Raw genomic sequence first — 21604 nt, 5'->3', positions numbered from 1 at the left:
TGTCTAAAATACTGTATATAATTACAGCATACAGGATATCGCTTTAGATCAGCTCAATAATCGATTTATTTTGCGATCGGTTAGACTTATAGATTTATTATACTATTATTGCCATATATCGTATTAAAAGGCGATAAAACGACATGAATGAAATCCCACTCAGCGTATTGACCGGCGACATCGTCGGGTCACGCCGTATCGATGATCACACGCGCCTCGATCAAGCGCTAGAAAGCGCACTTGGACTCTTAGAATTGCAATACGGGGCATACGTGGATCGCTACCGTGGCGATGGCTTCCAAGTCGCCTTGCGCTCGCCCGCGCAGGCCATGACGGCTGCCGTGCTGACCCGTGCCGCGTTGATACGGCACTCCCCTTCTCGGCGCGAGACCTGGGACGCCCGCATCGCAGTGGCCATCGGCCCGGGACATTTACCCGAAACGGGACGTTTCGCCTCGGCCAATGGCGAGGTCTACGTGCGCTCCGGCCAGGCTCTGGATGCCTTGAGCGAGGGCGATACGCGCTTTGCGCTGTCATTGCCCGCGCCTGATGACACCTTGGCCCTGTTGACGCGTTTCGCCGATGCCACCATCCAGGGTTGGACCCATAACGCCGCCGAAGTAACGTACTGGCAACTGCAGCATGCCGAAACGCAGAAAGCCTTGGCAGAACGCCTCGGGCGCGCGCAGTCGACGATTCATCAACGCTTGCATGCCGCACGCTGGCCACTGATCGAGGAGTATCTCGCGCATGTCGGTCAGCGCATCGCCGCCATCATGGAGGCGCCACGATGATCGGTTCTCCCTTGACCACACTGCTGCTTTTGCTGATCGCGCACCTGGCCGGCGACTTTCTGCTTCAGAGCGCGGCCTGGGTTCGCGACAAGAACGCGCGTCGCCAGCGTTCCCGAGCCCTTTACTTGCATGCTGGCGTGCATGGCGCATTGGCCTGGCTGGTATTGATAAGTTCTCAATCCTTTGCCACCGCTTTGCTGGGGGCGGCTTTCATCGCCGTCACGCATCTCGTCATCGACGCCTTCAAGAGCCACGCCCCAGCCGAGCACGTGCGTTACTTCGTCGTCGACCAAGCCCTACATGTCAGCGTGCTCGTTATCATCTGGGCATGGTTGGTCGGTGACGGCGCTTGGCTCGGCCACGCCGTCGCATGGCTATTGCACCCTCGAACCCTGCTGGTGGCCTTGGCGTATTTGATCGTCATGCGGCCGTTCTCGATTCTCATCGCCCTGATCATGCGGCGTTGGAGCCATGGCGTGGACAACAGCGGTACGCTCGCCGATGCGGGCGCGCGGATCGGCATGCTCGAGCGGTTTCTAGTGCTAACCTTCGTGCTGGCCGATCAACTCGTGCCCATTGGCTTCTTACTGGCCGCTAAATCGGTATTGCGTTTCGGCGATTTGCGTGAGGATCGCGACCGCAAGCTCACCGAGTACGTTTTGCTGGGCACCATGCTGAGCTTCTCATTGACGCTCACCCTGGGCATATTGATCGCCCACTGGTATGCCGCACTGTAATACGTCAACGCCGGAGACGCCGCCATGCCAACGCCATGCTTTCATTCGCACCCAGCGCGCTGGCGGCTACCCGCGCCTTGCCTTCCGCTGGCCTGCCTCATTGTCATTTGCCTATTCGCGCTGACGGCGTGCGGCGGAACAGCGATAACCGAGTCGCGAGACGGCTACCGAGTCGATCATTCTTATCAGTCCAGTGCACAGAGCAGCCGCGTACGCCACTTGGTGCTGCACTACACCGACAGCGATGCCCGGCGTTCGCTCCGCACCCTGACGGGACCGCGCGTAAGCTCACACTATTTGGTGACGCGCGAAGCGACGCCGAGACTTTATCAACTAGTCGATGAATCGCGACGCGCCTGGCATGCCGGGGCTAGCGCCTGGGGGTCGCGTTCGAACCTCAATGACACCTCCATTGGCATCGAGATCGTCAACCGAGGGCCACGCGACACGCCCCGTGGACGTACCTGGACGCCCTACCCCGCGGCACAGATCGACACGCTCATTGCCCTGGCGCGGGATATAATCGAACGCCACGACATCGACCCGGTGGATGTCGTGGGACACGCGGATATCGCACCGCGACGCAAGATCGATCCCGGCCCACGCTTTCCCTGGTATCGCCTGTATCGGGCCGGCATCGGCGCCTGGCCGGAGACAGAGCGCGTGATGGCCTACCAGAGGCGTTTCATGACGTCGCCGCCCTCGCTGACCCAGTGGCAGCGCGCGCTGGCGGCGTACGGTTATCCCGTGGATGTCACCGGCCGCTTCGACGCGCTCACACGCGATACCTTGCGCGCGTTTCAGATGCACTTTCGCCCCATGCGCCATGACGGCTATCCGGATGCGCACAGCGCCGCCATTCTCTGGGCGTTGCTGGAGAAATACCGGCCCGAGGCTAAACCTGCGGGTAATGAATGATGTCGTGAAAGCTCACCGCATGATCGCCAGGATTGCGATAGCCATGCTCGCGGTCGGCGGCAAAACGGCGTGCCTCACCAGCGCCGAAGGCATACCACGTCCCATCGAGACCCAAATCCAGTACGCCTTCTAGTACCACGACGTGCTCGACCACGCCACGCTCGTGGGGCGATGACTCGCTACACGCGCCCGGTGCCAGCTCGATCAAGAACATCTCGAAGCGCAGAGCCGGATCGAAAGCGAAGAGCGGGGTCACCGTCATGCCGGCGGCAGCGTCTTCCAATACCGCCGTGGCGGCGTTGTTCGGGGGGCCGCCCTCGACCGAAGCCTGTTCGAAGAAAAGCGAGAACGACACTCGGAACCCCCCCGAGATTTTCCATAACGTCGCCACGGTGGGACTCGACTCACCACGTTCGATCTGCCCCAGCATCGCCTTGCTGACGCCCGTGGCGCGAGATGCCCGATCCAGGCTCCAACCTTGCGCGGCGCGCAGTGTCTTGAGTGTCGCGGCGATGTGCGGTGTCGGTTCCTGCATGTCCCTGACCTCCGAAAAACCGTCCTTGGAATGACAAGGCACTGTCCGAAAAGTGTCTGCGCTCGACCATGCTGTGTTAAAAATTGGCTCGTGCGCGAGTCCGATCAAAGTACTCATTTACCATTGTAAACTCCGTCTTTTCGCCGATTTTTGCCTTGCCTGATCATCGCTCGTCGACTTTTCAGACAAGGCCTACACCGTGGATTAATGCACTGCGGGTTAATGCACTGCAGATTAATTGTACGTCATCGTCGGCGCTGCTATCGTGCGTTATAACGCACAGCACGCCAAAATCATCCGACTGCCTGGGCAAGGAGCCACCATGGGTCAGCCTTTTTTCCTACGCGATTTTTCCGTCTCGGCAATCGTGGCGGGATTCGTAGCCGTGCTGGTGAGCTACGCCAGTTCAGCGGTGATCGTCTTTCAGGCGGCCGAGGCCGCCGGCGCCAGCCCTGCGCAGATCGGCGGCTGGCTGAGCACGTTGGGGCTGGGCATGGGCGTCACTTCGTTGGGGCTGTCGCTTTATTATCGCGTGCCGGTGCTGACTGCCTGGTCGACTCCCGGCGCGGCGCTACTGGCAACGAGCCTTGGCGACTATACGCTCGCCGAGGCCATCGGCGTGTTCCTGTTCTCGGGCGCGCTGATGGTGATATGTGGAGCAACGGGGATATTCGCGCGGCTCATGGAACGCATTCCGCATGCCCTTGCCGCTGCCATGCTGGGCGGGGTGCTGCTACGTTTCGGGCTCGAGGCGTTCGCTTCCCTCGAGGATAACCTCACCCTGGTGGGTGCCATGTGCATCGCGTATCTGTTGGGGCGGCGCTATTGCCCCCGCTATGCGGTACTGGGTGTCCTGCTGGCGGGGTTGGCCGTCGCCGGACTGCAAGGCGGCATCGACACGACGCAGGTCACGCTGGCCATCGATATGCCCGAACCGGTCGCGCCACGCTTTACGCTGTCATCACTGATCGGCGTGGGTATTCCGCTATTCGTGGTCAGCATGGCGTCCCAGAACGCGCCGGGCGTGGCGACTTTGCGCGCGGCGGGCTATACGCCACCGGTATCGCCGTTGATCGCCTGTACGGGGTTGGCGACGCTAATATTGGCGCCATTGGGCGGTTTCTCGATCTGCCTGGCGGCGATCACCGCCGCCATCTGCATGGGACCCGAGGCGCATCCCGACCCCGAGCGACGCTACATGGCCGCCGCTTGCGCGGGGGCGTTCTACTTGCTGGCGGGGCTCTTCGGCGGTTCTATCGGCACGCTGTTTGCCGCCCTGCCTGGCCCCTTGGTCCTAGCCATCGCAGGGCTGGCGCTATTGACCACCATCGGCGGTAGCCTGCATAACGCGCTACACGACGCAGCCCACCGCGACGCGGCGCTGGTCACCTTTCTCATCACCGCCTCGGGGGTGATGCTACTGGGTGTCGGCGCCGCGTTCTGGGGCCTCGTCGGCGGCATGCTGACCCGGGCGCTGCTGACGCCCGCCCGCCAGTCATGACAAGCGCTCGGCGCAAGCAGAAGCAGCACTCACCCAGTGTTGCGCAGCCCTGCCGCGATGCCCGCCATGGTCACCATCAATGCCCGCGACAGCTCGGGGCTGATCGCGCCGTCGGCGTCGCGATTACGCTGTAGAAGCTCCGCCTGCAAGCCATGCAAGGGATCGATATAGGGGTTACGCACCTCAATGGCCTGGCGAATCAGCGGCGTGTGCTCGAGCAGTTCATCCTGGTCGAGGATATCCAGCAGCGCCGTTTCCAGATGCGACAAGCGATTGCGCAGCGACTTGCCCAGGGCTTGCAGCGCCGGTTCGTCGACCAGGCGGCGCTCGTAATACGCGGCGATGTCCGGATCGGCCTTGGCCAGCAGCATTTCGAGCATATCCAGATAAGTGCCGAAGAACGGCCAGCGCGCGCGCATGTCACGCAGGCGCTCGCGGCCGTCGGGTTCGGCAAGACGCGTGGCGAAGGCTTCGCCACTGCCCAACCAAGCCGGCAGCATGAGGCGCGTTTGGGTCCAGGCGAAGATCCAGGGAATCGCGCGCAGCGACTCCACGCCGCCTTCTTGGCGACGCTTCGCCGGGCGCGATCCCAGCGGCAGGCGGCCGAGCGCGCTTTCCGGCGTTACCGAGCGGAAATAGGGGACGAAGTCGGGGTCCTCGCGCACCACGCCGACGTAGGCGCGATGCGCGATATCGGACAGCCGGTCCATTTCCTCGCGCCACACCGGTTCGGGGTCGGGTGGTGGCAGCAGCGTGGCTTCGAGCACCGCACAGGCGTAGATCTCCATCGAGCGCAGGGCGATATCCGGCTGACCGAACTTGAAACGGATCATTTCGCCCTGCTCGGTGACGCGCAAGCTACCGTTCACCGAGCCCGGCGGCTGCGAGAGGATCGCCGCATGCGCCGGACCGCCGCCACGCCCCACGGTACCGCCACGCCCATGGAACAGCGTCAATGCGACGCCGTGCTCGCGGCAGATGCCGACCAGTTGTTCCTGGGCACGGTACTGAGCCCAGGCGGCGGCCAACTGACCGGCGTCCTTGGCCGAGTCCGAATAGCCGATCATGACTTCCTGGCCATCGCCGGCCATGCGCCGGTACCCCGGCAATGACAGTAACCGGGCAATGACGTCGCCAGCGCGATTGAGATCGTCGAGCGTCTCGAACAACGGCGCGATGGGCAGGTGCATGTCGCCGCCGACTTCCTTCATCAAAAGCGCCACCGCCAGCACGTCGGACGGCTGCCCCGCCATGGAGATGACGTAGGTACCCAGCGCTTCGCGGTGCTCGCGCGCGATGACGCGGAAGGTATCGATAACCTCACGGGTTTCCGCCGAACAATCCCAGCGCCGAGGAATCAACGGGCGTGGCGATTCCAGTTCCTCGAGCAGGAAAGCCTGGCGCTGTTCTTCATCCCAGTCGCGGTAGTGGCCCAAGCCCAGGCAATCGCTCAACTCGTCGAAGACCTGGGCATGACGACTGGATTCCTGACGAATATCCAACTTGGTCAGCGAGACGCCGAACACCGCCACCCGCCGCAGAGTATCCAGCAGGCTGCCATTGGCGATGGTATCCAGGCCCACGTCACACAACGAGCGATAGCAGGACAACAACGGCGCATAAAGCTGATCGCGCGTTTCGATGATGGGGATATTGCTGTCGAAGGGGCGCCCGTCGAGACGCGCCTTGGCCCAATCGCGCGTCGCCTCGACCCGTGCCAGCAAGCGCTTGAGCAAGGCGCGATACGGCTCGGGATCACTGCCGACCTCGGCGCGCAACGCGCCGTTGGCCTTCCACATCGAGAGCTCCGACTTGAGACGCAACAGGTCACGCGCGTAGAGATCGGCGGCCATCCAGCGGCCCAGCAGCAAGACTTCCTCGGTGACCCGCCCGGTGACGTTGGGGTTGCCGTCACGATCCCCGCCCATCCACGAAGCGAAGCGCAGGGGCGCGGCATCCAACGGCAAGCGTTCACCGGCCGAGGCCAGCAACAGGTCATCCAGCTCACGATGAAAATCGGGCACCGCCTGCCACAGCGAGTTCTCGATCACCGCGAAGCCCCACTTGGCTTCGTCCACCGGCGTCGGACGCTCGTGGCGAATCTCATCGGTGTGCCAGGCCTGGCCGATCAATTCTTCGAGCCGCCCACGGGCGCGGTCGGCGATTTCCTCACGCTCGGTAGCGCCTTCCATGGTGCTCAGGCACTCGTCTATGGCGTCGTACTTGCGGATGAGAGTGCGCCGGATGACCTCGGTGGGATGCGCGGTGAGCACCAGTTCCACGCGCATGGCGGCCAGTGTTTCGACCAGCTTGCGCGGCGCGTGCCCGGCGCTTCTAATACGCCCGAAGAGTTCGCCGAGATCGGGCTGGGTGCCGGGCTTGTAGTCCTCGACGCGACGAAAGCGCGCGCGGTAATGTTGCTCGGCGATATTGGAGAAGTTGAGGAACTGGTTGAAGGCACGCGTCACCGGCAGCAAGTCCTGCTCGGGCAGCGCGCGCAGGTATTCGATCAATTCACGGCGGCCTTCGCTGTCTTCCTGACGCCCTTGCTTGGCCAGGCTGCGAATGGTCTCGATCTTATCGACGAAGCCATCGCCCAGGTCATCGGCAATGGTGCGCCCTAGGCTATCGCCGAGGATGCGGACGTTGTCGCGCAGCGATTCATGCAAGTCGTGACTCATGATGCCCTCCGTGGTGGATGTGCCGGTCATCGCGGTGACCGACATGGCAAGTTGTTGTCTTGACTATTGTTGTCTTGACTACATTACCCGGGCACGCCGACACCCACAACGGATGTTCCCTCTCAGGACACCGAGGTTTCGCCGCGCTTGGCGGCTTGCCAGTGGCTCTCCATCTCGTCGAGGGAGGAGGCTTCGAGCGAATCGCCCTGCTCCGCCAGCGCACTCTCCACATGACGAAAACGGCGCTCGAACTTGCCATTGGCTTCGCGTAGCGCGCGTTCGGGGTCGACATCGAAGCGCCTGGCCAAGTTGGTCACGGCGAACAGCAGGTCGCCGATTTCCTCGCGCACGTGGTCTGCGTCCTGGTGATCCGCAGCTTCTTCTACCTCTGCCAATTCTTCGCGGATCTTGTCGTAAACGCCTTGGGCATCGGGCCAGTCGAAGCCGACCCGCGCGGCGCGCTTGGAAAGCTTGGCACCACGCGACAGCGCCGGCAGCGTGCGAGGCACGTCATCGAGTACCGAGACCGCCTCGCGGGTCTCGCGCTCCTGCGCCTTGAGGGCTTCCCAGCGCGTCTTGACGCCCGCCGTTTCGACCTCGTCGGCCGAGACGCCAACCGGACGCCGCGAGTCAAGCGTTCCTTCGGGGAAGACATGCGGATGGCGCGCCACCATCTTGGCGGTCAGCACGTCGACGACAGCGTGAAAATCGAAGCGCCCTTCCTCCCGCGCGAACTGGCTATAGTAGACGACCTGAAAGAGTAAATCGCCCAACTCGCCGGGCAGCTCGTCGAAGGCCCGGCGCTCGATGGCATCGGCCACCTCGTAGGCCTCCTCCAGAGTGTGCGGGACGATGCTGTCCCAGTCCTGCTTGACGTCCCAGGGGCAACCTTGATCGCTGTCCCGCAACACCGCCATCAACGTCAAAAGATCGTCGAGCCCGTAACGCGCGGATGCCTCGCTCATGCCGTCTTGCCTCCTCCACTGCGCAGCCGCTTGACGTCGATGACGTTGGGGAGCTGCTGAATTCGCGAAAAGATGCGCTCCAAGGCCTCGAGGCCATCGACTTCCAGGGTGATCTTCATACGTGCCAGGTTGTCGTGCTTATCGGTCAGCGTATTGACCGACAGCACATTGATACGATCACTGGTGAGAATGTGCGTGACATCGCGCAGCAATCCCGAGCGGTCCCAGGCTTCGATCTCGATATCCACCGGGTACTGAGCGCTGGCGTTGCCCCACTCGACATCGACGATGCGTCGCGGCTCCTCGGCACGTAGCTGCAGAATATTGGGGCAATCCTGACGGTGGATAGTGACGCCACGCCCCTGGGTGATATAGCCGACGATCTGATCGCCGGGTACCGGGTGACAGCAATTGGCCATCGAGGTCTTGAGGTTGCCGACGCCGAGCACGGTAATGTCGTCCACCGCCGCTTTGGACGAGCGCCCCGGCTTGGCCAGCAGGCGGTCGAGCTGCTCTTGATCGTCGGTATCGCCGAAAAGTTGCTGCGCCTGGTGCAAGACTTGCCCGATGCGCAGATCACCGCCGCCGATGGCGGCATACATGTCGTCGACCGTCTGGTAATTGACGGCTTGCGCCAGGGCGTCGAAATCCACGCCCTCGATGTCCAGGCGCCGAAACGCCTTCTCGAACAGGGTGCGACCTTCCTCGATGTTCTGACTGCGCGCCTGGTACTTGAACCATGCCTGGATCTTGGCCCGCGCCCGCGAGGTCTTGACGAAGCCCAGGTTGGGATTGAGCCAGTCGCGGCTCGGCCCGCCCTTGGTCGCGGTGAGAATCTCGACCTGCTGCCCGGTTTCAAGCTGATACGTCAACGGCACGATGCGGCCATCGACCTTGGCGCCCCGACACAGATGGCCGACCTCGGTATGCACGCGGTAGGCGAAGTCGATGGGCGTGGCGATCTTGGGCATGTCGATGACATGGCCATCCGGGGTGAAGACGTAGATACGATCCGGCGCCACGTCGCTGGACAGGCCCTCGCGCAGGTCGCCCAGCTCGCCGACTTCTTCCTGCCATTCGAGCACCTGGCGCAACCAGGCGATCTTCTCCTCGTAGCTGCGGCTTTTCGAGTCGACATCGTGGCCCTTGTAACGCCAATGGGCACAGACACCGAGCTCGGCCTCCTCGTGCATGGAGAAGGTACGGATCTGGATCTCCAGCACCTTGTTCTCGGGGCCGATCACCGCCGTGTGCAGCGATTGATAGCCATTGCGCTTGGGATTGGCGATGTAATCGTCGAATTCATGCGGCACGTGATGCCAGCTCGAATGCACGATGCCCAGCGCGGTGTAGCAGTCGGCGACTTCCGGCACCAGAATGCGCACCGCGCGCACGTCGTAGACCTGTGAGAAGTCGATGTGCTTGCGCTGCATCTTGCGCCAGATCGAGTAGATATGCTTGGCACGGCCGTCGACATCGTATTGCTTGATGCCTTGCTGATCGAGCAATCCCTTGATGGTTTCCACCACGTCATGGATGTAGCGGTCGCGGTCGAGGCGTTTCTCGGCCAGCTGCTTGGCGATGGCCTTGTAGTCGCTCTCTTGCAGATAGCGGAACGACAGGTCCTCGAGCTCCCACTTGAGCTGCCCGATACCCAGACGGTGGGCCAGCGGTGCGTAGATATCGAAGACCTCGCGCGCCACCCGCAGACGCTTGTCGCGCGGCGCGTCGCGCACCATGCGCAGCGCACAGGTACGCTCGGCGATCTTGATCAAGGCAACGCGCACATCGTCGACCATCGCCACCAGCATCTTGCGCAGGTTTTCCTGCTGATTGTGCTGCGATAACCCCTGACGCGGCGCCTGCAGTTGGCTGATCGCCGCCATGTGCAACACGCCGTCGATCAGCGAGGCCACTTCCGCGCCGAAGCGCTTCTCGATGGCCTCCAGCGTGATCAACCCCTCGCGTACCACGCGGTACAGTACCGCCGCCTCGAGAATCGACTGATCGAGCTTGAGTTCGCCGAGAATATCGGCCATTTCCAGGCCGGTGCGGAAGCTCGAGGCCGGTTCGGCCCAGTTGTGGTGCGGTTTCTCGGCGTTATAGGCCAGATGCCGGGCAAGTTCGCAGGCCTGGCGCATCTCCTCGGTATCGCGCAGCACGACGTCATCCTGGAGACGCTTCAACCACAATGCGATATCGACCTCGCCGGCCGGCGTCAGCGGTTGGTCTTCACGGACCTTGACCATGATCTTCCCTTTCTGCGGACATGGATCGACCGCGCGATAACTCGCGGGTCAGCAACAGCATGGACTCCAAGTGCGCGGTGTGCGGAAACATATCGACCACCGCGGCACGTTCGATGCGGTAGCCACCTTGCACAAGATGTGCCGTATCCCGCGCCAGCGCGGCGGGATCGCACGAGACATACAGCACCTTTTCCACCGGATGCTCGGCAAGCCCCCGACACAGCGCTTCGGCACCGCCACGCGGCGGGTCGAGCACGGCCCAATCGACATCGTCGACATCGGGCATTCGCGTGGTCAGATCGGCCTGATGTGCCTCGACATGGTGCAAACCGGCGCGGCGCGCATTGTCGGCAAGACGCTCGACCATCGCCGGGCTACCTTCGATGCCACTGATCGCGGCCACATGCGGCGATAGCGCCAGGGTGAAATTGCCCACGCCGGCGAACAGGTCGAGCACCCGTTCGTGCCCTCGTGGTGCAAGCCAGTGTAGTGCCGTACGCACCAACTGGGCATTGACCTCGGCGTTGATCTGCAGGAAATCGCCCGGCGCGCACCCTAGTTGCAAGGTGGTGTCGTCCAGCGCCAGCGTGACGTGTAGCGTCTCGCCAAACGGCGCATGCAGCCAACGCCGGGTGGGCGACTCGCGCCCCACCTGCCAGATCAGCGTGATGTCGCGTTCGGCGGCGAAACGTTGCCAGCGGGTTTCGTCACCGGGCACATCGCGCAACTGACGTATCACCACACAGGCGCCTTCGGCAGTGGCGAGCAATTCGATGTGGCCGACGCGTCGTGGCGCCTCCAGAGTGGTCAGGCATTCGCGCAGCGGGGCGATCAAGTCCGCGAGTACAGGCTCGAGCACCATGCAGGTGTCGATATCGATCAGATGCTCGCTGCCCCGGGCGCGAAAGCCGAGATGCGGCGTGCCCTCGGCATCGCATTTGACGCCCAGGCGCGCGCGACGCCGATAGCCCAGCCCCTCGCCGGCCAAACGCTGCACCTCAGGGAGCTCGAGCCCCTGACGCGCGAACAGCTCCTCAAGCGTACGCTGCTTATGGGTGCGCTGCTCCTCGAGTGCCAGGTGCTGCAAGTCACAACCGCCGCAACGCCCGTAGTACGCGCAAGGCGGTGTTACCCGCTGCGGGGAGGGCTCAAGGCACTCGACGACATGCGCCTCGTCGAAGCGCTTGCGCTGACGATGCACGGCGATGCGCACACGCTCACCGGGGAGCGCCTGATCGACGAATACCGTCTTGCCATGCGGGTCGCGTGCCACGCCCCGACCATCATGCGCCAAGCGCTCGATGGTCAACGTATCTGCCGCCTCGCCACTACGTGGCGTATTCGCCCCACTTTCACGACGCACGCGGCCTGTAGCGGCGCGCGGTGGGCGCCGTTTGCCCAGCATCGCCATCTCAGCGCTCCGGAGCGAACAGGCCGGTGGACAGGTAACGGTCGCCACGATCACAGACGATGAACACGATCACCGCGTTTTCCACTTGCTCGGCGATCCGCAGCGCCCCCGCCAGCGCGCCGCCGGAGGAGACACCCGCCAGGATGCCTTCTTCGCGGGCGAGCAACCGCATATGCTCCTCGGCTTCCTGCTGGCCAATATCCAGGGTGACGTCGACCCGCGAGGCATCGAAAATGCTCGGCAAGTACTCATGCGGCCAACGGCGAATGCCAGCGATGCTGGCGCCATCGGCGGGTTGCAGGCCGACGATCTGAATGTCGTCGCGGCGTTCCTTGAGATACTGCGAGACGCCCATGATGGTGCCGGTGGTGCCCATCGAGCTGACGAAATGGGTGATTTGTCCGTCGGTCTGCTCCCAGAGCTCCGGCCCGGTGGTGCGATAGTGCGACAAAGGATTGTCGGTATTGGCGAACTGGTTGAGCGGCTTACCCTCGCCCCGCGCGATCATTTCGTCAGCCAGGTCGCGCGCACCTTCCATGCCCGCTTCCTTGCTGACTTCGATCAACTGCGCGCCATAAGCGGCCATCGCCTGCTTGCGCTCGCTGGAAGCGCTCTCGGGCATGATCAAGGTCATGCGGTATCCCTTGATCGTCGCCGCCATGGCAAGCGCAATGCCGGTATTGCCCGAGGTCGCCTCGATCAGAGTGTCGCCGGGGCTGATCTCGCCACGCGCCTCGGCTTCTCCGAGCATCGATAGTGCCGGGCGGTCCTTGACCGACCCCGCCGGGTTGTTGCCCTCTAGCTTGGCCAATAACGTGTTGTTGCGACCAGCGTGCAGGCGGGTCAAACGGACCAACGGCGTGTGGCCGACCACATCCGCGAGAGTGGGAAATTGCATGATTCATCCTTTGCGATGCGCGTCGCATCAAAACGCATTCGTCGGTAATTCGATGCGTCCAATTATATCCGGGACGGCCCGTCGGCGACAGGCGAACCCGCTGAGTGTGGCATACTGCCAACGGGGAACACGAAGGGAACGGTAGGAATGTCACTAAGGCTGCGCTTGCTGCTTTTATTGCTGGGTTTGCCCCTGGGCGTGGGAATCGCCTATGGGACATATGATATCTATGCCGGGCGCCAGGAGGCGCGTCAGGCACTCGCCACACGCATCGCCGATGTCACCACGACGCTGGCGCCGGCTCTCACGCTGGCGCTCGATGAAGGGCGTGACGAGCATCTCCGCCAGTTGGCCCAACGCCTGCTGGATATCGATGAGGTCGACGCCGTCAGCGTTCGCGACGGTGACGGCGAGGCCGTGCTCAGCCTCGGCGAAACGCAGCAAGCCCCCGCCCGGCCGATGCCGACCCAGGGCACATTACAGGAGCACGCGCAACGCTGGCGCTGGCTGCAACCCTTGGGCACGATCAATACGGAGACGGCAGACGATGCCACGCCCTACTGGCTCGATGTCGATCTGGGCACCACAGCGCTGACGCTGACCTTTTATCGCCAGCTAGCCGGCCACGGCATGGCCGGATTGGTACTGGGCTTGCTGCTGTTCTTGCTCGCCTACCCGCTGAGCCGCCGCCTGACCCGGCCGCTGCAACATCAGATCGACCTGCTCGAACGCCTCAACGGTGGCGATTACAGCGCCCGCCTGAAGCCTCGTGGCGCGCGTGAACTGGCAACACTGGGTCACCAGCTCAACGACCTGGGCGATCACATGATGCGCCTGCGCGAGGACACCCAGGCGCAGATCGATCAGACGACCTTCGACCTGCGCGAGTCGATGGAAACCATCGAGGTCAAGAACATCGAGCTCGACATGGCCCACCGTCGCGCGTTGGAAGCCAACCGCATCAAGTCCCAGTTTCTCGCCAATATCAGCCATGAAATTCGTACGCCGCTCAACGGCATCATCGGGTTCTGCCAACTGCTCGGACGCAGCGCCCTGGACAGTCGCCAGCGCGAGTGGCTTGAACAGGTACAAACTGCCTCGGACAACCTGCTTTCGCTGATTAGCGATGTGCTGGATTTCTCCAAGATCGAGGCTGGCAAGCTCGAACTGGAAACCGTACCGGTGGACATGGTGGCCCTGGTCGACGAAGTGCTTGGCCTTCAGGCCCCCAACGCGCAGCGCAAGAACCTGCACCTGCTGGGCCTGATCTACGACGATGTGCCCGACCAACTGCTCGGCGATCCGCTGCGCATCAAGCAGGTGCTGACCAATCTGGTCAACAACGCCGTCAAGTTCACCGAGCGCGGCGAGATCGTGGTGCGCGTCATGCTCGACGATCTCAGCGCCACCAGCACCAAGCTGCATATCAGCGTCCGCGATACCGGCATCGGCCTCGACCTGGCGAGTCGCGAGCGGCTGTTCCAGGCCTTTAGCCAGGGCGATGCGAGCCGCTCGCGCAAATACGGTGGCACCGGGCTGGGGCTGATGATCAGCAAGCGTCTGGTCGAGCAGATGGGCGGTGAGATCGATGTCGAAAGCGAAAGCGGCGAAGGCACGACTTTCACGTTTTCGCTGACACTGATCGCCACGCAACAACGCGAACGCCTTCCCGAATTGAACCTGGGCGGCTACCGCGTCGGCTTGTTCGAAGCTCACGCCGCCAGCCGGCGAGCCTTCACGCATCTGCTCGAGCGCTGGGATGCCCGCGTCGTGTCGCTGCCCTCGCGGGAGGCCTGCACGACCCCGCCGCCAGAGATCGACCTATTGGTGCTGGGGCTGACCCAGGACGACCTGCGCCCCCGGGAGATCACGGCCTGGCGCGAAGTGCTGAACCAGTGCGCCTGTCCGGGGCTGTTGCTGGTCAATGCCGACCCCTTCGAACTCCCCGACCTGGCGCTTCCTCATGGCGGCGAAATCACCACCAAGCCTGTCTCGCGACGCGGCCTGGGTAATGCCATCAATGTCTTGCTGACGAGCGAAAGCGCACCGGCGCCCGCAACGCTGGAAGCGCCATCCCCCACGCCGGCCGGCAAGGTGTTGGTCGTCGATGACACGCCCTCCAACCGCTTGCTGGTCAAGGAGTTGTTGCAGGACCGCGGTTTGACGCCGCTACTCGCGGGAAGCGGCGAGGAAGCGCTGGCAATGGCCTATGGAGAGTCCATTTCGCTGGTGTTGATGGACATCCAGATGCCCGGCATGAACGGCGTGGACGCCATGAAAGCGCTCCGCGCACTGGGCGACGATTGGCAGCGGCGGCCTATCGTGGCGCTGACTGCGCACGCTCTCGAAGAGGAACGCCAGCAGTTGCTGCGCGATGGCATGAGCGACTGCTTGATCAAGCCGATTCGCGAGGAGGCGCTGGACACCCTGCTCAAACGCCACCTGGGCGAGGCCGTCAACTCCACACCCGACTCTCGCCCCACGGCGCTGCCCTCGCCACCACCCGACGAGGCCCCGACGCAAGCAGCCCAGGACGATACCGCTGGGGATGAATTACCGGTGGTCGATATGCAGCTTGGCATGCGCATGGCCGGAGGCCGCGAAGCACTGGCGCACGACATGCTTACCCTGCTGTTCGAGCATCTGGATGAATCCGAGCAGGCGATTCACGCCGCCTGGGTCGCCCAGGATGCCGAGGCTTTCCATGAGCAGGTCCATCGCCTCAATGGCGCTTGTCGCTACTGCGGCGTGCCGCAACTGGCCTTGTTGGCGGAGACGCTGGAAACCCGCTTCAAGGCCCAAGGGCTCGAGGCCTGCCAGGGACTCTACGCGGCGCTGCAGACCGCGATCACCCGGCTACGTGAGTGGCAGGCCCAGCACTGGCAGACCTGACAAACCCAGGATCAATCGCCGCAACACTCGCCGTTATCGTCATGATCGTGGTCATGGTCATGACCGTGCTCGTGGGCATCGATCTGCGCCATGACCCCGGCTTCCTGCCCGGCGATGGCGAGACGCTTCATTTCCGCTACGGCCTCTTTGAGGCCCACGAACAGCGCTCGCGCGATAATCGCATGTCCGATATTCAGTTCATGAATGCCGGGGATCGCGGCAATCGCCTCGACGTTATGGTAATGCAGCCCGTGACCGGCATTGACCGTCAGTCCCAGTTCGAACGCCATCTCGGCCGCCGCCACCAAGCGCTGGTACTCGATACTCTGTGCTTCGCCACGGGCCTCGGCATACGCCCCGGTATGCAGCTCGACGGTCGACGCGCCCAACTCGAACGCCGCCTGGATCTGGGCGGGCTCTGGATCGATGAACAGCGATACTTCGCTGCCCGTTGCGGCTAGCCGGCGGCAAGCCTCGCCCACCCGCTCGCAGGCACCCACGACATCGAGCCCGCCTTCGGTGGTGAGCTCTTCGCGCTGCTCGGGCACCAGGCAGACGTTGGCGGGACGCAACGTCTCGGCGAAGGCGATCATCTCCTCGGTCACGGCCATTTCCAGGTTCATGCGCGTGGCCAGCGTTTCGGCCAGCACGCGCACGTCGCGTTCCTGGATATGACGGCGGTCCTCGCGCAGATGCAGGGTGATGCCATCGGCGCCGGCCTCTTCGGCCAGCATGGCCGCCTGCACCGGGTCGGGATAGCGTGTCCCGCGGGCCTGGCGCAGCGTGGCGATATGGTCGATGTTGACGCCCAATAGGATACGTGGCGGATGCATGGCGATGTCCTTTCGATAAGAAGTTGAAATAAGAAGAAGATGAAATGATCGTCAGGAAGTGCGTCGACGCTCGGCCAGTCGCCGCATCAACTCTCGCGAGCGCAGAGGGCGCTCGCCCAACAGAGGCGCCAATGCCGCACGCGTGACATGCTTGGCAACGCCGGCCAGACCCGGCGCTTCCCAGTCGCCCCGCGCCAACCACTTGAGGCTGCGCCCGTCGATGCCCCCCTGACCGGCAGCGACGGCGCGAAAACAATGACGTTCGGCGTGGTACCGATAATGCGTGTAGGCATCCAGCGGGGCGTCGTGCTCATCGACGAAACGGGGCGCCATGTCGAGACTCTCCAGCAGGGTGATTTCCAGGCGTCTCAACGCGCCGGCCCGCTTGGCAGGCGATGGCAAGGCCTCGAGCGTCAGCGCGTAAAGCGAAAATACCTCGCCCACCGGATACTCAAGCGGCAATACCCGCGCCATGAGTTCGTTGGCGTAAAATCCGCACAGCAACCCTTCGCCGGCCAGCAAGGCCGTACTGCCCTGGCTTTCGAGCAGTCGCAAACGCTTGAGTTCGCCATTGCCGCTCCAGGTGACGTGCAGGGGGGAATATGGCTGCAGAATCCCGCGCGCTTTGCTGCCACCGCGTTGCACGCCTTGGGCAACGGCACGCACACGCCCCTGAGTGAGCGTCAGCAACTCGACGATGGCGCTGGTCTCACGGTAGGGACGCTTGTGCAGTAAAAAAGCCGGTTCAGGCGTCATCGCGGCATCCATGCGCCATGGCAAGCGCCATCAATCGAGATCGTAACCCAAGCTTTTCAGGGCGCGATCGTCGTCGGACCACCCCCGCTTGACCTTCACCCACAGATTGAGCATGACCTTGGCATCGAAGGCACGCTCCATCTCCAGACGGGCTTCGCGGCCGATGTTCTTGATACGTTCGCCCTGGTCGCCAATCAGGATTTTCTTCTGCCCCGAGCGCTCGACCAGAATCAAGGCACTGATGTGCAGCGTCTTGCCGTCATCCTTGAATTCCTCGATCTCGACGGTCATCTGATACGGCAGTTCGTCACCGAGCTGACGCATGACCTTCTCGCGCACCAACTCGGCGGCCAGAAAGCGCTGACTCTTGTTGGTGATCTGGTCTTCGGAAAAGTAATGCACGCTTTCCGGCAAGCGCTGGGCGACTTCGGCTTCAAGCTCAGGCACGTTGGTGCCGTTCTTGGCCGAGAGCGGTACCACGGCCGCGAACTCGCGCTTCTTGCTCACGCTATCCAGCCACGGCAGCAGACTGCTCTTGTCCTCGAGCCAATCGACCTTGTTGACGGCCAGAATCACTGGTGCCGGCACGTTGCTGAGCTTCTCGAGCACGACGTCGTCTTCCTCGGTCCACTTGGTGCGGTCGACGATGAAGATCACGCAGTCGATATCGCGCAGGGCGTGCGTGGCGGCCTGATTCATGAAGCGATTGATCGCCTTGTTGCGATCGCGCGTCTGAATGTGCATGCCCGGTGTATCGACATAGATGAACTGGGTGTCTTCCTCGGTCTTGATGCCCATCACCTGATGGCGCGTCGTTTGCGGACGCCGCGAGGTGATGGAAATCTTCTGACCGAGAATCCGGTTCATCAGCGTCGACTTGCCGACATTGGGGCGGCCAACGATGGCCACGAAACCACAGTGTTGCGTCATGCGTGCCTGCTCTGGGAAGGTTCGAGTATTTCCAGCGCCTTTTCGGCGGCTTGCTGTTCGGCGTGGCGGCGACTGGAACCGACGCCTAGCGTATGATCCTCGAGCATCTCGACATGACACTCGATGGTGAAGATCTGCGCGTGCGCTTCGCCTTCGACCGAGACCACGTCATAGCGTGGCAACGCCGACTGCCGCGACTGCAAGAACTCCTGCAGTCGCGTCTTGGGGTCTTTCTGGTTGTCTTGTAGATCGAGCGCTTCCAGGCGCGTCGCGTACCACGACAGCACCCGCGCTTTGGCGACGTCCATGCCCGCATCGAGATAGATGGCGCCGATCAGCGCTTCCACGCCATCGGCAAGAATCGAATCGCGCCGGTAACCGCCGCTTTTCATCTCGCCGGAGCCGAGTCGCAGGCATTCGCCCAGCTCGAACTCGCGCGCCAGTTCGGCCAGGGTCTGCCCTTTCACCAGGCGCGCGCGCAAACGCGACAACTGACCTTCTCGCGCTTGGGGGAAGCGCTGGAAAAGCGCTTCACCGATCACGAAGTTGACGATGGAGTCACCCAAAAATTCCAGGCGCTCGTTGTTCTTGCCCCCATAGCTACGATGGGTCACCGCCAACTCAAGCCGCGCGGCATCGCGAAACTGGTAACCAATTCGTTTACTGAGGGCGTACAAAGGGCTACTCACGACACTGCCTTTTTCATCTGTTCTGGGTGAAGCGGCGGAGAGCGTTGCTCTCCCCCAGTATGAGTCATACAAGAGTATGGTTCATTCGATGACTCTGACACTAGAGAAACTCGGCAAGCCGCTATCCCAGTGCATCCACACCGCGAACGCCTTGCCCACGATATTCTCTTCCGGCACGAAGCCCCAGTAGCGGCTATCGTTGGAATGGTCGCGGTTGTCGCCCATCATGAAGTATTGGCCTTCCGGCACCACGACCTCACGCATTTGCGGACCGGGATCGTCGGGATTGTTATAAATGGCATGCGACACGCCGCCCAATTGCTCCTCGAGCTGCTGCTCGCCGGGCGCTGCCTTGATCTCGTCATCCGTCACCGATTTGCCGACCGGCTCATCGTTGACGTAAAGCTGCTTGTCTTCATAGCGAATGCGGTCCCCCGGCAAGCCGATGACACGCTTGATGAAGTCGACCGAGGGATCGTCCGGGAAGCGAAATACCATGACATCGCCCCGCTCGGGCTCGCCGAAATCGACGACCTTGGTGTTGATGACGGGTAACCGCAGCCCGTAGGTGAACTTGTTGACCAGGATGAAATCCCCGACCTTGAGTGTCGGGCGCATCGAGCCGGAGGGAATTTGAAACGGCTCGACCACGAAACTCCGCAGCACCAGCACGATCAGCAACACGGGGAAGAAGGAACGCGCATAATCTACCGCCCAGGGTTCCTTGCTCAACTTGTTCCGCGTCGCGGTATCCAGCCCACCATCGACTTGCGATTCGGCCTTTTCCAGACGGGCGCGGCGGGCTCGCCGCCACCATACGATATCAACCAGCCAGACAACGCCGGTGATGGCCACCGCCAACACCAGCAACAACGAAAAATCCATGGCTATGATTCCTAATCATTCATCTTGAGGACGGCAAGGAAGGCATCCTGGGGAATTTCCACTTTACCTACCTGCTTCATGCGCTTTTTGCCTGCCTTTTGCTTTTCGAGCAATTTCCGCTTACGGGTCACGTCGCCGCCGTAGCACTTGGCGGTCACGTTCTTGCGCAACGCCTTGACGGTCGAGCGCGACACGACCTGACCGCCCAACGTCGCCTGGATGGCAACATCGAACATTTGTCGCGGGATCAGCTCTTTCATCTTTTCCACTAGCGCGCGCCCACGCGGATGGGCGTGATCGCGGTGCACGATGGTGGCGAGCGCATCAACGCGGTCGCCGTTGATCAATACGTCGAGACGCACGAGATTGGCGGCTTCGAAACGCTCGAAGTTGTATTCGAGCGAGGCATAGCCTTTGGAGATCGACTTCAAGCGATCGAAGAAGTCCATCACCACTTCGCTCATCGGCAATTCGTAGGTGAGCTGAATCTGACTGCCCAGGAACAGCATGTCGAGCTGTGTCCCGCGCCGCTGCTCGCACTCGGTGATGACATTGCCGACGTATTCCTGCGGCACCAGAACGCTGGCACGCACGATGGGCTCGCGCATCTCTTCGATGTCGGCCATGTCCGGCAATTTGGACGGATTGGACACGTAACGTATCTCACCGTCTTTCATGACCAGTTCGTAAATGACCGTCGGCGCCGTGGTCAGAAGATCCAGATCGTACTCACGTTCGAGACGTTCCTGGATGATTTCCATGTGCAAGGTGCCGAGGAAGCCGACGCGGAAACCGAAGCCCAATGCATCGGAATTTTCCGGCTCGTAACCCAGCGACGCATCGTTGAGGGCCAGTTTCTCCAGCGCATCGCGGAAGTCTTCGTAATCGTCGGAGCTGACCGGAAACATGCCCGCATAGACCTGGGGCTTGACCTTCTGGAACCCGGGCAGGCGCGCGACGTCATCCCCTCCCTTGGCATGCACGATGGTGTCACCCACCGGCGCACCATGAATGTCCTTGATGCCCGCCACGACGAAACCGACTTCACCGGCACGCAGGACACCGGTTTGCTTGCGCTTGGGCGTGAAGATACCGACTTCACTGACCTCCCAGGCCCGCTCGGTGGACTTCATGCGGATCTTGTCGCCCTTCTTGATCGTGCCGTCGAAGAGGCGTACCAGGGAAATCACACCTAGGTAATTGTCGAACCACGAGTCGACGATCAGCGCCTGCAACGGCGCTTCCGGGTCGCCTTTGGGCGGCGGTACGTCACGCACCAGACGCTCGAGCAAGGCTTCCATGCCCAGGCCACTCTTTGCGGAGACCTGACAGGCATCGGAGGCATCGATGCCGATGATTTCCTCTACCTCATGGGCCACGCGATCGGGGTCGGCCTGGGGCAGATCGATCTTGTTGAGGACCGGCAGGACTTCGAGCCCTTGCTCCACCGCCGTGTAGCAATTGGCCACCGATTGCGCTTCGACGCCTTGCGCCGCATCGACCACCAGCAACGCGCCCTCGCAGGCATAAAGCGAGCGCGACACTTCGTAGGAAAAGTCGACGTGGCCCGGCGTATCGATGAAGTTGAGCTGATAGACCTGACCATCCTCGGCCTTGTAGTCCAGTGTCACGGACTGAGCCTTGATGGTGATGCCTCGCTCACGCTCGAGATCCATCGAGTCGAGCACCTGCTCCTTCGTCTCGCGCTCGGTCAAGCCACCGCAGATCTGGATGATGCGGTCGGAAAGCGTCGACTTGCCGTGGTCGATGTGGGCAATGATGGAGAAATTGCGAATGAGTGGAAGCGTTGCGTTATTTTCGTCGCGGCTCATCAAGTCCTACCTGAGTCAGAAACACGATCCGGCCAAGCAATACCGCGAGGCAAGCGTACGCGGACCGACGGGCATTCAATTGAAAGGCATTGTACCGG

General features: G+C 62.3%; 17 protein-coding genes. 5 read left to right on the top strand and 12 right to left on the bottom strand.

From position 1 onward, the window contains the following. Positions 1-143: 143 nt before the first annotated feature. From OP494_RS07835 to OP494_RS07825, 3 genes are read left to right on the top strand one after another with little or no spacing between them, the layout of a single operon-like run. Positions 144-794, top strand: coding sequence for a hypothetical protein (locus tag OP494_RS07835; protein ID WP_280540195.1), 651 nt, complete (start codon positions 144-146; stop codon positions 792-794). Further along, on the top strand, positions 791-1531 hold the full coding sequence (locus tag OP494_RS07830; protein ID WP_280540194.1) for a DUF3307 domain-containing protein: 741 nt from the start codon (positions 791-793) through the stop codon (positions 1529-1531). Before OP494_RS07835 ends, OP494_RS07830 begins: the two co-directional genes overlap by 4 nt. Before the next feature lie 24 nt (positions 1532-1555). Further along, complete coding sequence (locus OP494_RS07825) at positions 1556-2449, top strand: N-acetylmuramoyl-L-alanine amidase (RefSeq protein ID WP_280540193.1); 894 nt, start codon at positions 1556-1558, stop codon at positions 2447-2449. Here OP494_RS07825 and OP494_RS07820 read toward each other — a convergent pair. Further along, on the bottom strand, positions 2427-2984 hold the full coding sequence (locus OP494_RS07820) for a helix-turn-helix domain-containing protein (RefSeq protein WP_280540192.1): 558 nt from the start codon (positions 2982-2984) through the stop codon (positions 2427-2429). The two genes, OP494_RS07825 and OP494_RS07820, sit on opposite strands and share 23 nt — an antisense overlap. A 322-nt stretch (positions 2985-3306) precedes the next feature. Between OP494_RS07820 and OP494_RS07815 the strand changes: the two genes are divergently transcribed. Continuing rightward, a complete protein-coding gene (locus OP494_RS07815) occupies positions 3307-4485 on the top strand; it encodes a benzoate/H(+) symporter BenE family transporter (RefSeq protein ID WP_280540191.1) in 1179 nt (392 codons plus the stop codon). A gap of 29 nt (positions 4486-4514) precedes the next feature. On the opposite strand, the gene ppc is transcribed toward OP494_RS07815, so the two are convergent. The 5 genes from ppc to cysM all read right to left on the bottom strand — a co-directional run bounded on the left by ppc (position 4515) and on the right by cysM (position 12689). Further along, a complete protein-coding gene (gene ppc, locus OP494_RS07810; RefSeq protein ID WP_280540190.1) occupies positions 4515-7166 on the bottom strand; it encodes a phosphoenolpyruvate carboxylase in 2652 nt (883 codons plus the stop codon). A gap of 122 nt (positions 7167-7288) precedes the next feature. After that, positions 7289-8131: a nucleoside triphosphate pyrophosphohydrolase gene (gene mazG, locus OP494_RS07805; protein ID WP_280540189.1), complete on the bottom strand. Its 843-nt coding sequence runs from the start codon at positions 8129-8131 to the stop codon at positions 7289-7291. Beyond that, positions 8128-10380, bottom strand: coding sequence for a GTP diphosphokinase (relA, locus tag OP494_RS07800; protein WP_247620014.1), 2253 nt, complete (start codon positions 10378-10380; stop codon positions 8128-8130). Before relA ends, mazG begins: the two co-directional genes overlap by 4 nt. Further along, entirely contained in the window at positions 10364-11791 is a 1428-nt protein-coding gene (gene rlmD / locus OP494_RS07795; RefSeq protein WP_280540188.1) for a 23S rRNA (uracil(1939)-C(5))-methyltransferase RlmD, read from the bottom strand. The genes relA and rlmD overlap by 17 nt, the downstream gene beginning before the upstream one ends. A 1-nt stretch (position 11792) precedes the next feature. After that, positions 11793-12689: a cysteine synthase CysM gene (gene cysM, locus OP494_RS07790; protein ID WP_280540187.1), complete on the bottom strand. Its 897-nt coding sequence runs from the start codon at positions 12687-12689 to the stop codon at positions 11793-11795. 147 nt (positions 12690-12836) lie between these two features. Here cysM and OP494_RS07785 point away from each other — a divergent pair, with 147 nt between their 5' ends. Then, the gene (locus tag OP494_RS07785) at positions 12837-15581 is read left to right on the top strand and encodes an ATP-binding protein (protein WP_280540186.1); all 2745 of its coding nucleotides are present in this window, start codon (positions 12837-12839) and stop codon (positions 15579-15581) included. Positions 15582-15592: 11 nt separating this feature from the next. On the opposite strand, the gene pdxJ is transcribed toward OP494_RS07785, so the two are convergent. From pdxJ to lepA, 6 genes are all read right to left on the bottom strand, one after another. Further along, complete coding sequence (pdxJ, locus tag OP494_RS07780; protein ID WP_280540185.1) at positions 15593-16414, bottom strand: pyridoxine 5'-phosphate synthase; 822 nt, start codon at positions 16412-16414, stop codon at positions 15593-15595. Between the two features lie 51 nt (positions 16415-16465). Beyond that, a complete protein-coding gene (gene recO / locus OP494_RS07775; protein ID WP_280540184.1) occupies positions 16466-17170 on the bottom strand; it encodes a DNA repair protein RecO in 705 nt (234 codons plus the stop codon). 30 nt (positions 17171-17200) lie between these two features. Further along, a complete protein-coding gene (era, locus tag OP494_RS07770) occupies positions 17201-18100 on the bottom strand; it encodes a GTPase Era (RefSeq protein WP_280540183.1) in 900 nt (299 codons plus the stop codon). Further along, positions 18097-18789, bottom strand: coding sequence for a ribonuclease III (gene rnc / locus OP494_RS07765; protein ID WP_280540182.1), 693 nt, complete (start codon positions 18787-18789; stop codon positions 18097-18099). The genes era and rnc overlap by 4 nt, the downstream gene beginning before the upstream one ends. 81 nt (positions 18790-18870) lie before the next feature. Then, positions 18871-19674: a signal peptidase I gene (gene lepB / locus OP494_RS07760; RefSeq protein WP_075370414.1), complete on the bottom strand. Its 804-nt coding sequence runs from the start codon at positions 19672-19674 to the stop codon at positions 18871-18873. An 11-nt stretch (positions 19675-19685) separates the two neighbouring features. Next, complete coding sequence (lepA, locus tag OP494_RS07755) at positions 19686-21506, bottom strand: translation elongation factor 4 (protein ID WP_280540181.1); 1821 nt, start codon at positions 21504-21506, stop codon at positions 19686-19688. Positions 21507-21604: the final 98 nt, after the last annotated feature.

Source organism: Chromohalobacter sp. 11-W (assembly GCF_029889905.1).
GTDB lineage: Bacteria > Pseudomonadota > Gammaproteobacteria > Pseudomonadales > Halomonadaceae > Chromohalobacter.
This window is presented reverse-complemented; position numbering and strand designations above follow the sequence as displayed.

Bases quoted from the DNA above. Each gene is read 5' to 3' on its own strand.
- OP494_RS07835 (WP_280540195.1), top strand. From the start codon at position 144: ATGAATGAAATCCCACTCAGCGTATTGACCGGCGACATCGTCGGGTCA.
- OP494_RS07830 (WP_280540194.1), top strand. From the start codon at position 791: ATGATCGGTTCTCCCTTGACCACACTGCTGCTTTTGCTGATCGCGCAC.
- OP494_RS07825 (WP_280540193.1), top strand. From the start codon at position 1,556: ATGCCAACGCCATGCTTTCATTCGCACCCAGCGCGCTGGCGGCTACCC.
- OP494_RS07820 (WP_280540192.1), bottom strand. From the start codon at position 2,984: ATGCAGGAACCGACACCGCACATCGCCGCGACACTCAAGACACTGCGC.
- OP494_RS07815 (WP_280540191.1), top strand. From the start codon at position 3,307: ATGGGTCAGCCTTTTTTCCTACGCGATTTTTCCGTCTCGGCAATCGTG.
- ppc (WP_280540190.1), bottom strand. From the start codon at position 7,166: ATGAGTCACGACTTGCATGAATCGCTGCGCGACAACGTCCGCATCCTC.
- mazG (WP_280540189.1), bottom strand. From the start codon at position 8,131: ATGAGCGAGGCATCCGCGCGTTACGGGCTCGACGATCTTTTGACGTTG.
- relA (WP_247620014.1), bottom strand. From the start codon at position 10,380: ATGGTCAAGGTCCGTGAAGACCAACCGCTGACGCCGGCCGGCGAGGTC.
- rlmD (WP_280540188.1), bottom strand. From the start codon at position 11,791: ATGGCGATGCTGGGCAAACGGCGCCCACCGCGCGCCGCTACAGGCCGC.
- cysM (WP_280540187.1), bottom strand. From the start codon at position 12,689: ATGCAATTTCCCACTCTCGCGGATGTGGTCGGCCACACGCCGTTGGTC.
- OP494_RS07785 (WP_280540186.1), top strand. From the start codon at position 12,837: ATGTCACTAAGGCTGCGCTTGCTGCTTTTATTGCTGGGTTTGCCCCTG.
- pdxJ (WP_280540185.1), bottom strand. From the start codon at position 16,414: ATGCATCCGCCACGTATCCTATTGGGCGTCAACATCGACCATATCGCC.
- recO (WP_280540184.1), bottom strand. From the start codon at position 17,170: ATGACGCCTGAACCGGCTTTTTTACTGCACAAGCGTCCCTACCGTGAG.
- era (WP_280540183.1), bottom strand. From the start codon at position 18,100: ATGACGCAACACTGTGGTTTCGTGGCCATCGTTGGCCGCCCCAATGTC.
- lepB (WP_075370414.1), bottom strand. From the start codon at position 19,674: ATGGATTTTTCGTTGTTGCTGGTGTTGGCGGTGGCCATCACCGGCGTT.
- lepA (WP_280540181.1), bottom strand. From the start codon at position 21,506: ATGAGCCGCGACGAAAATAACGCAACGCTTCCACTCATTCGCAATTTC.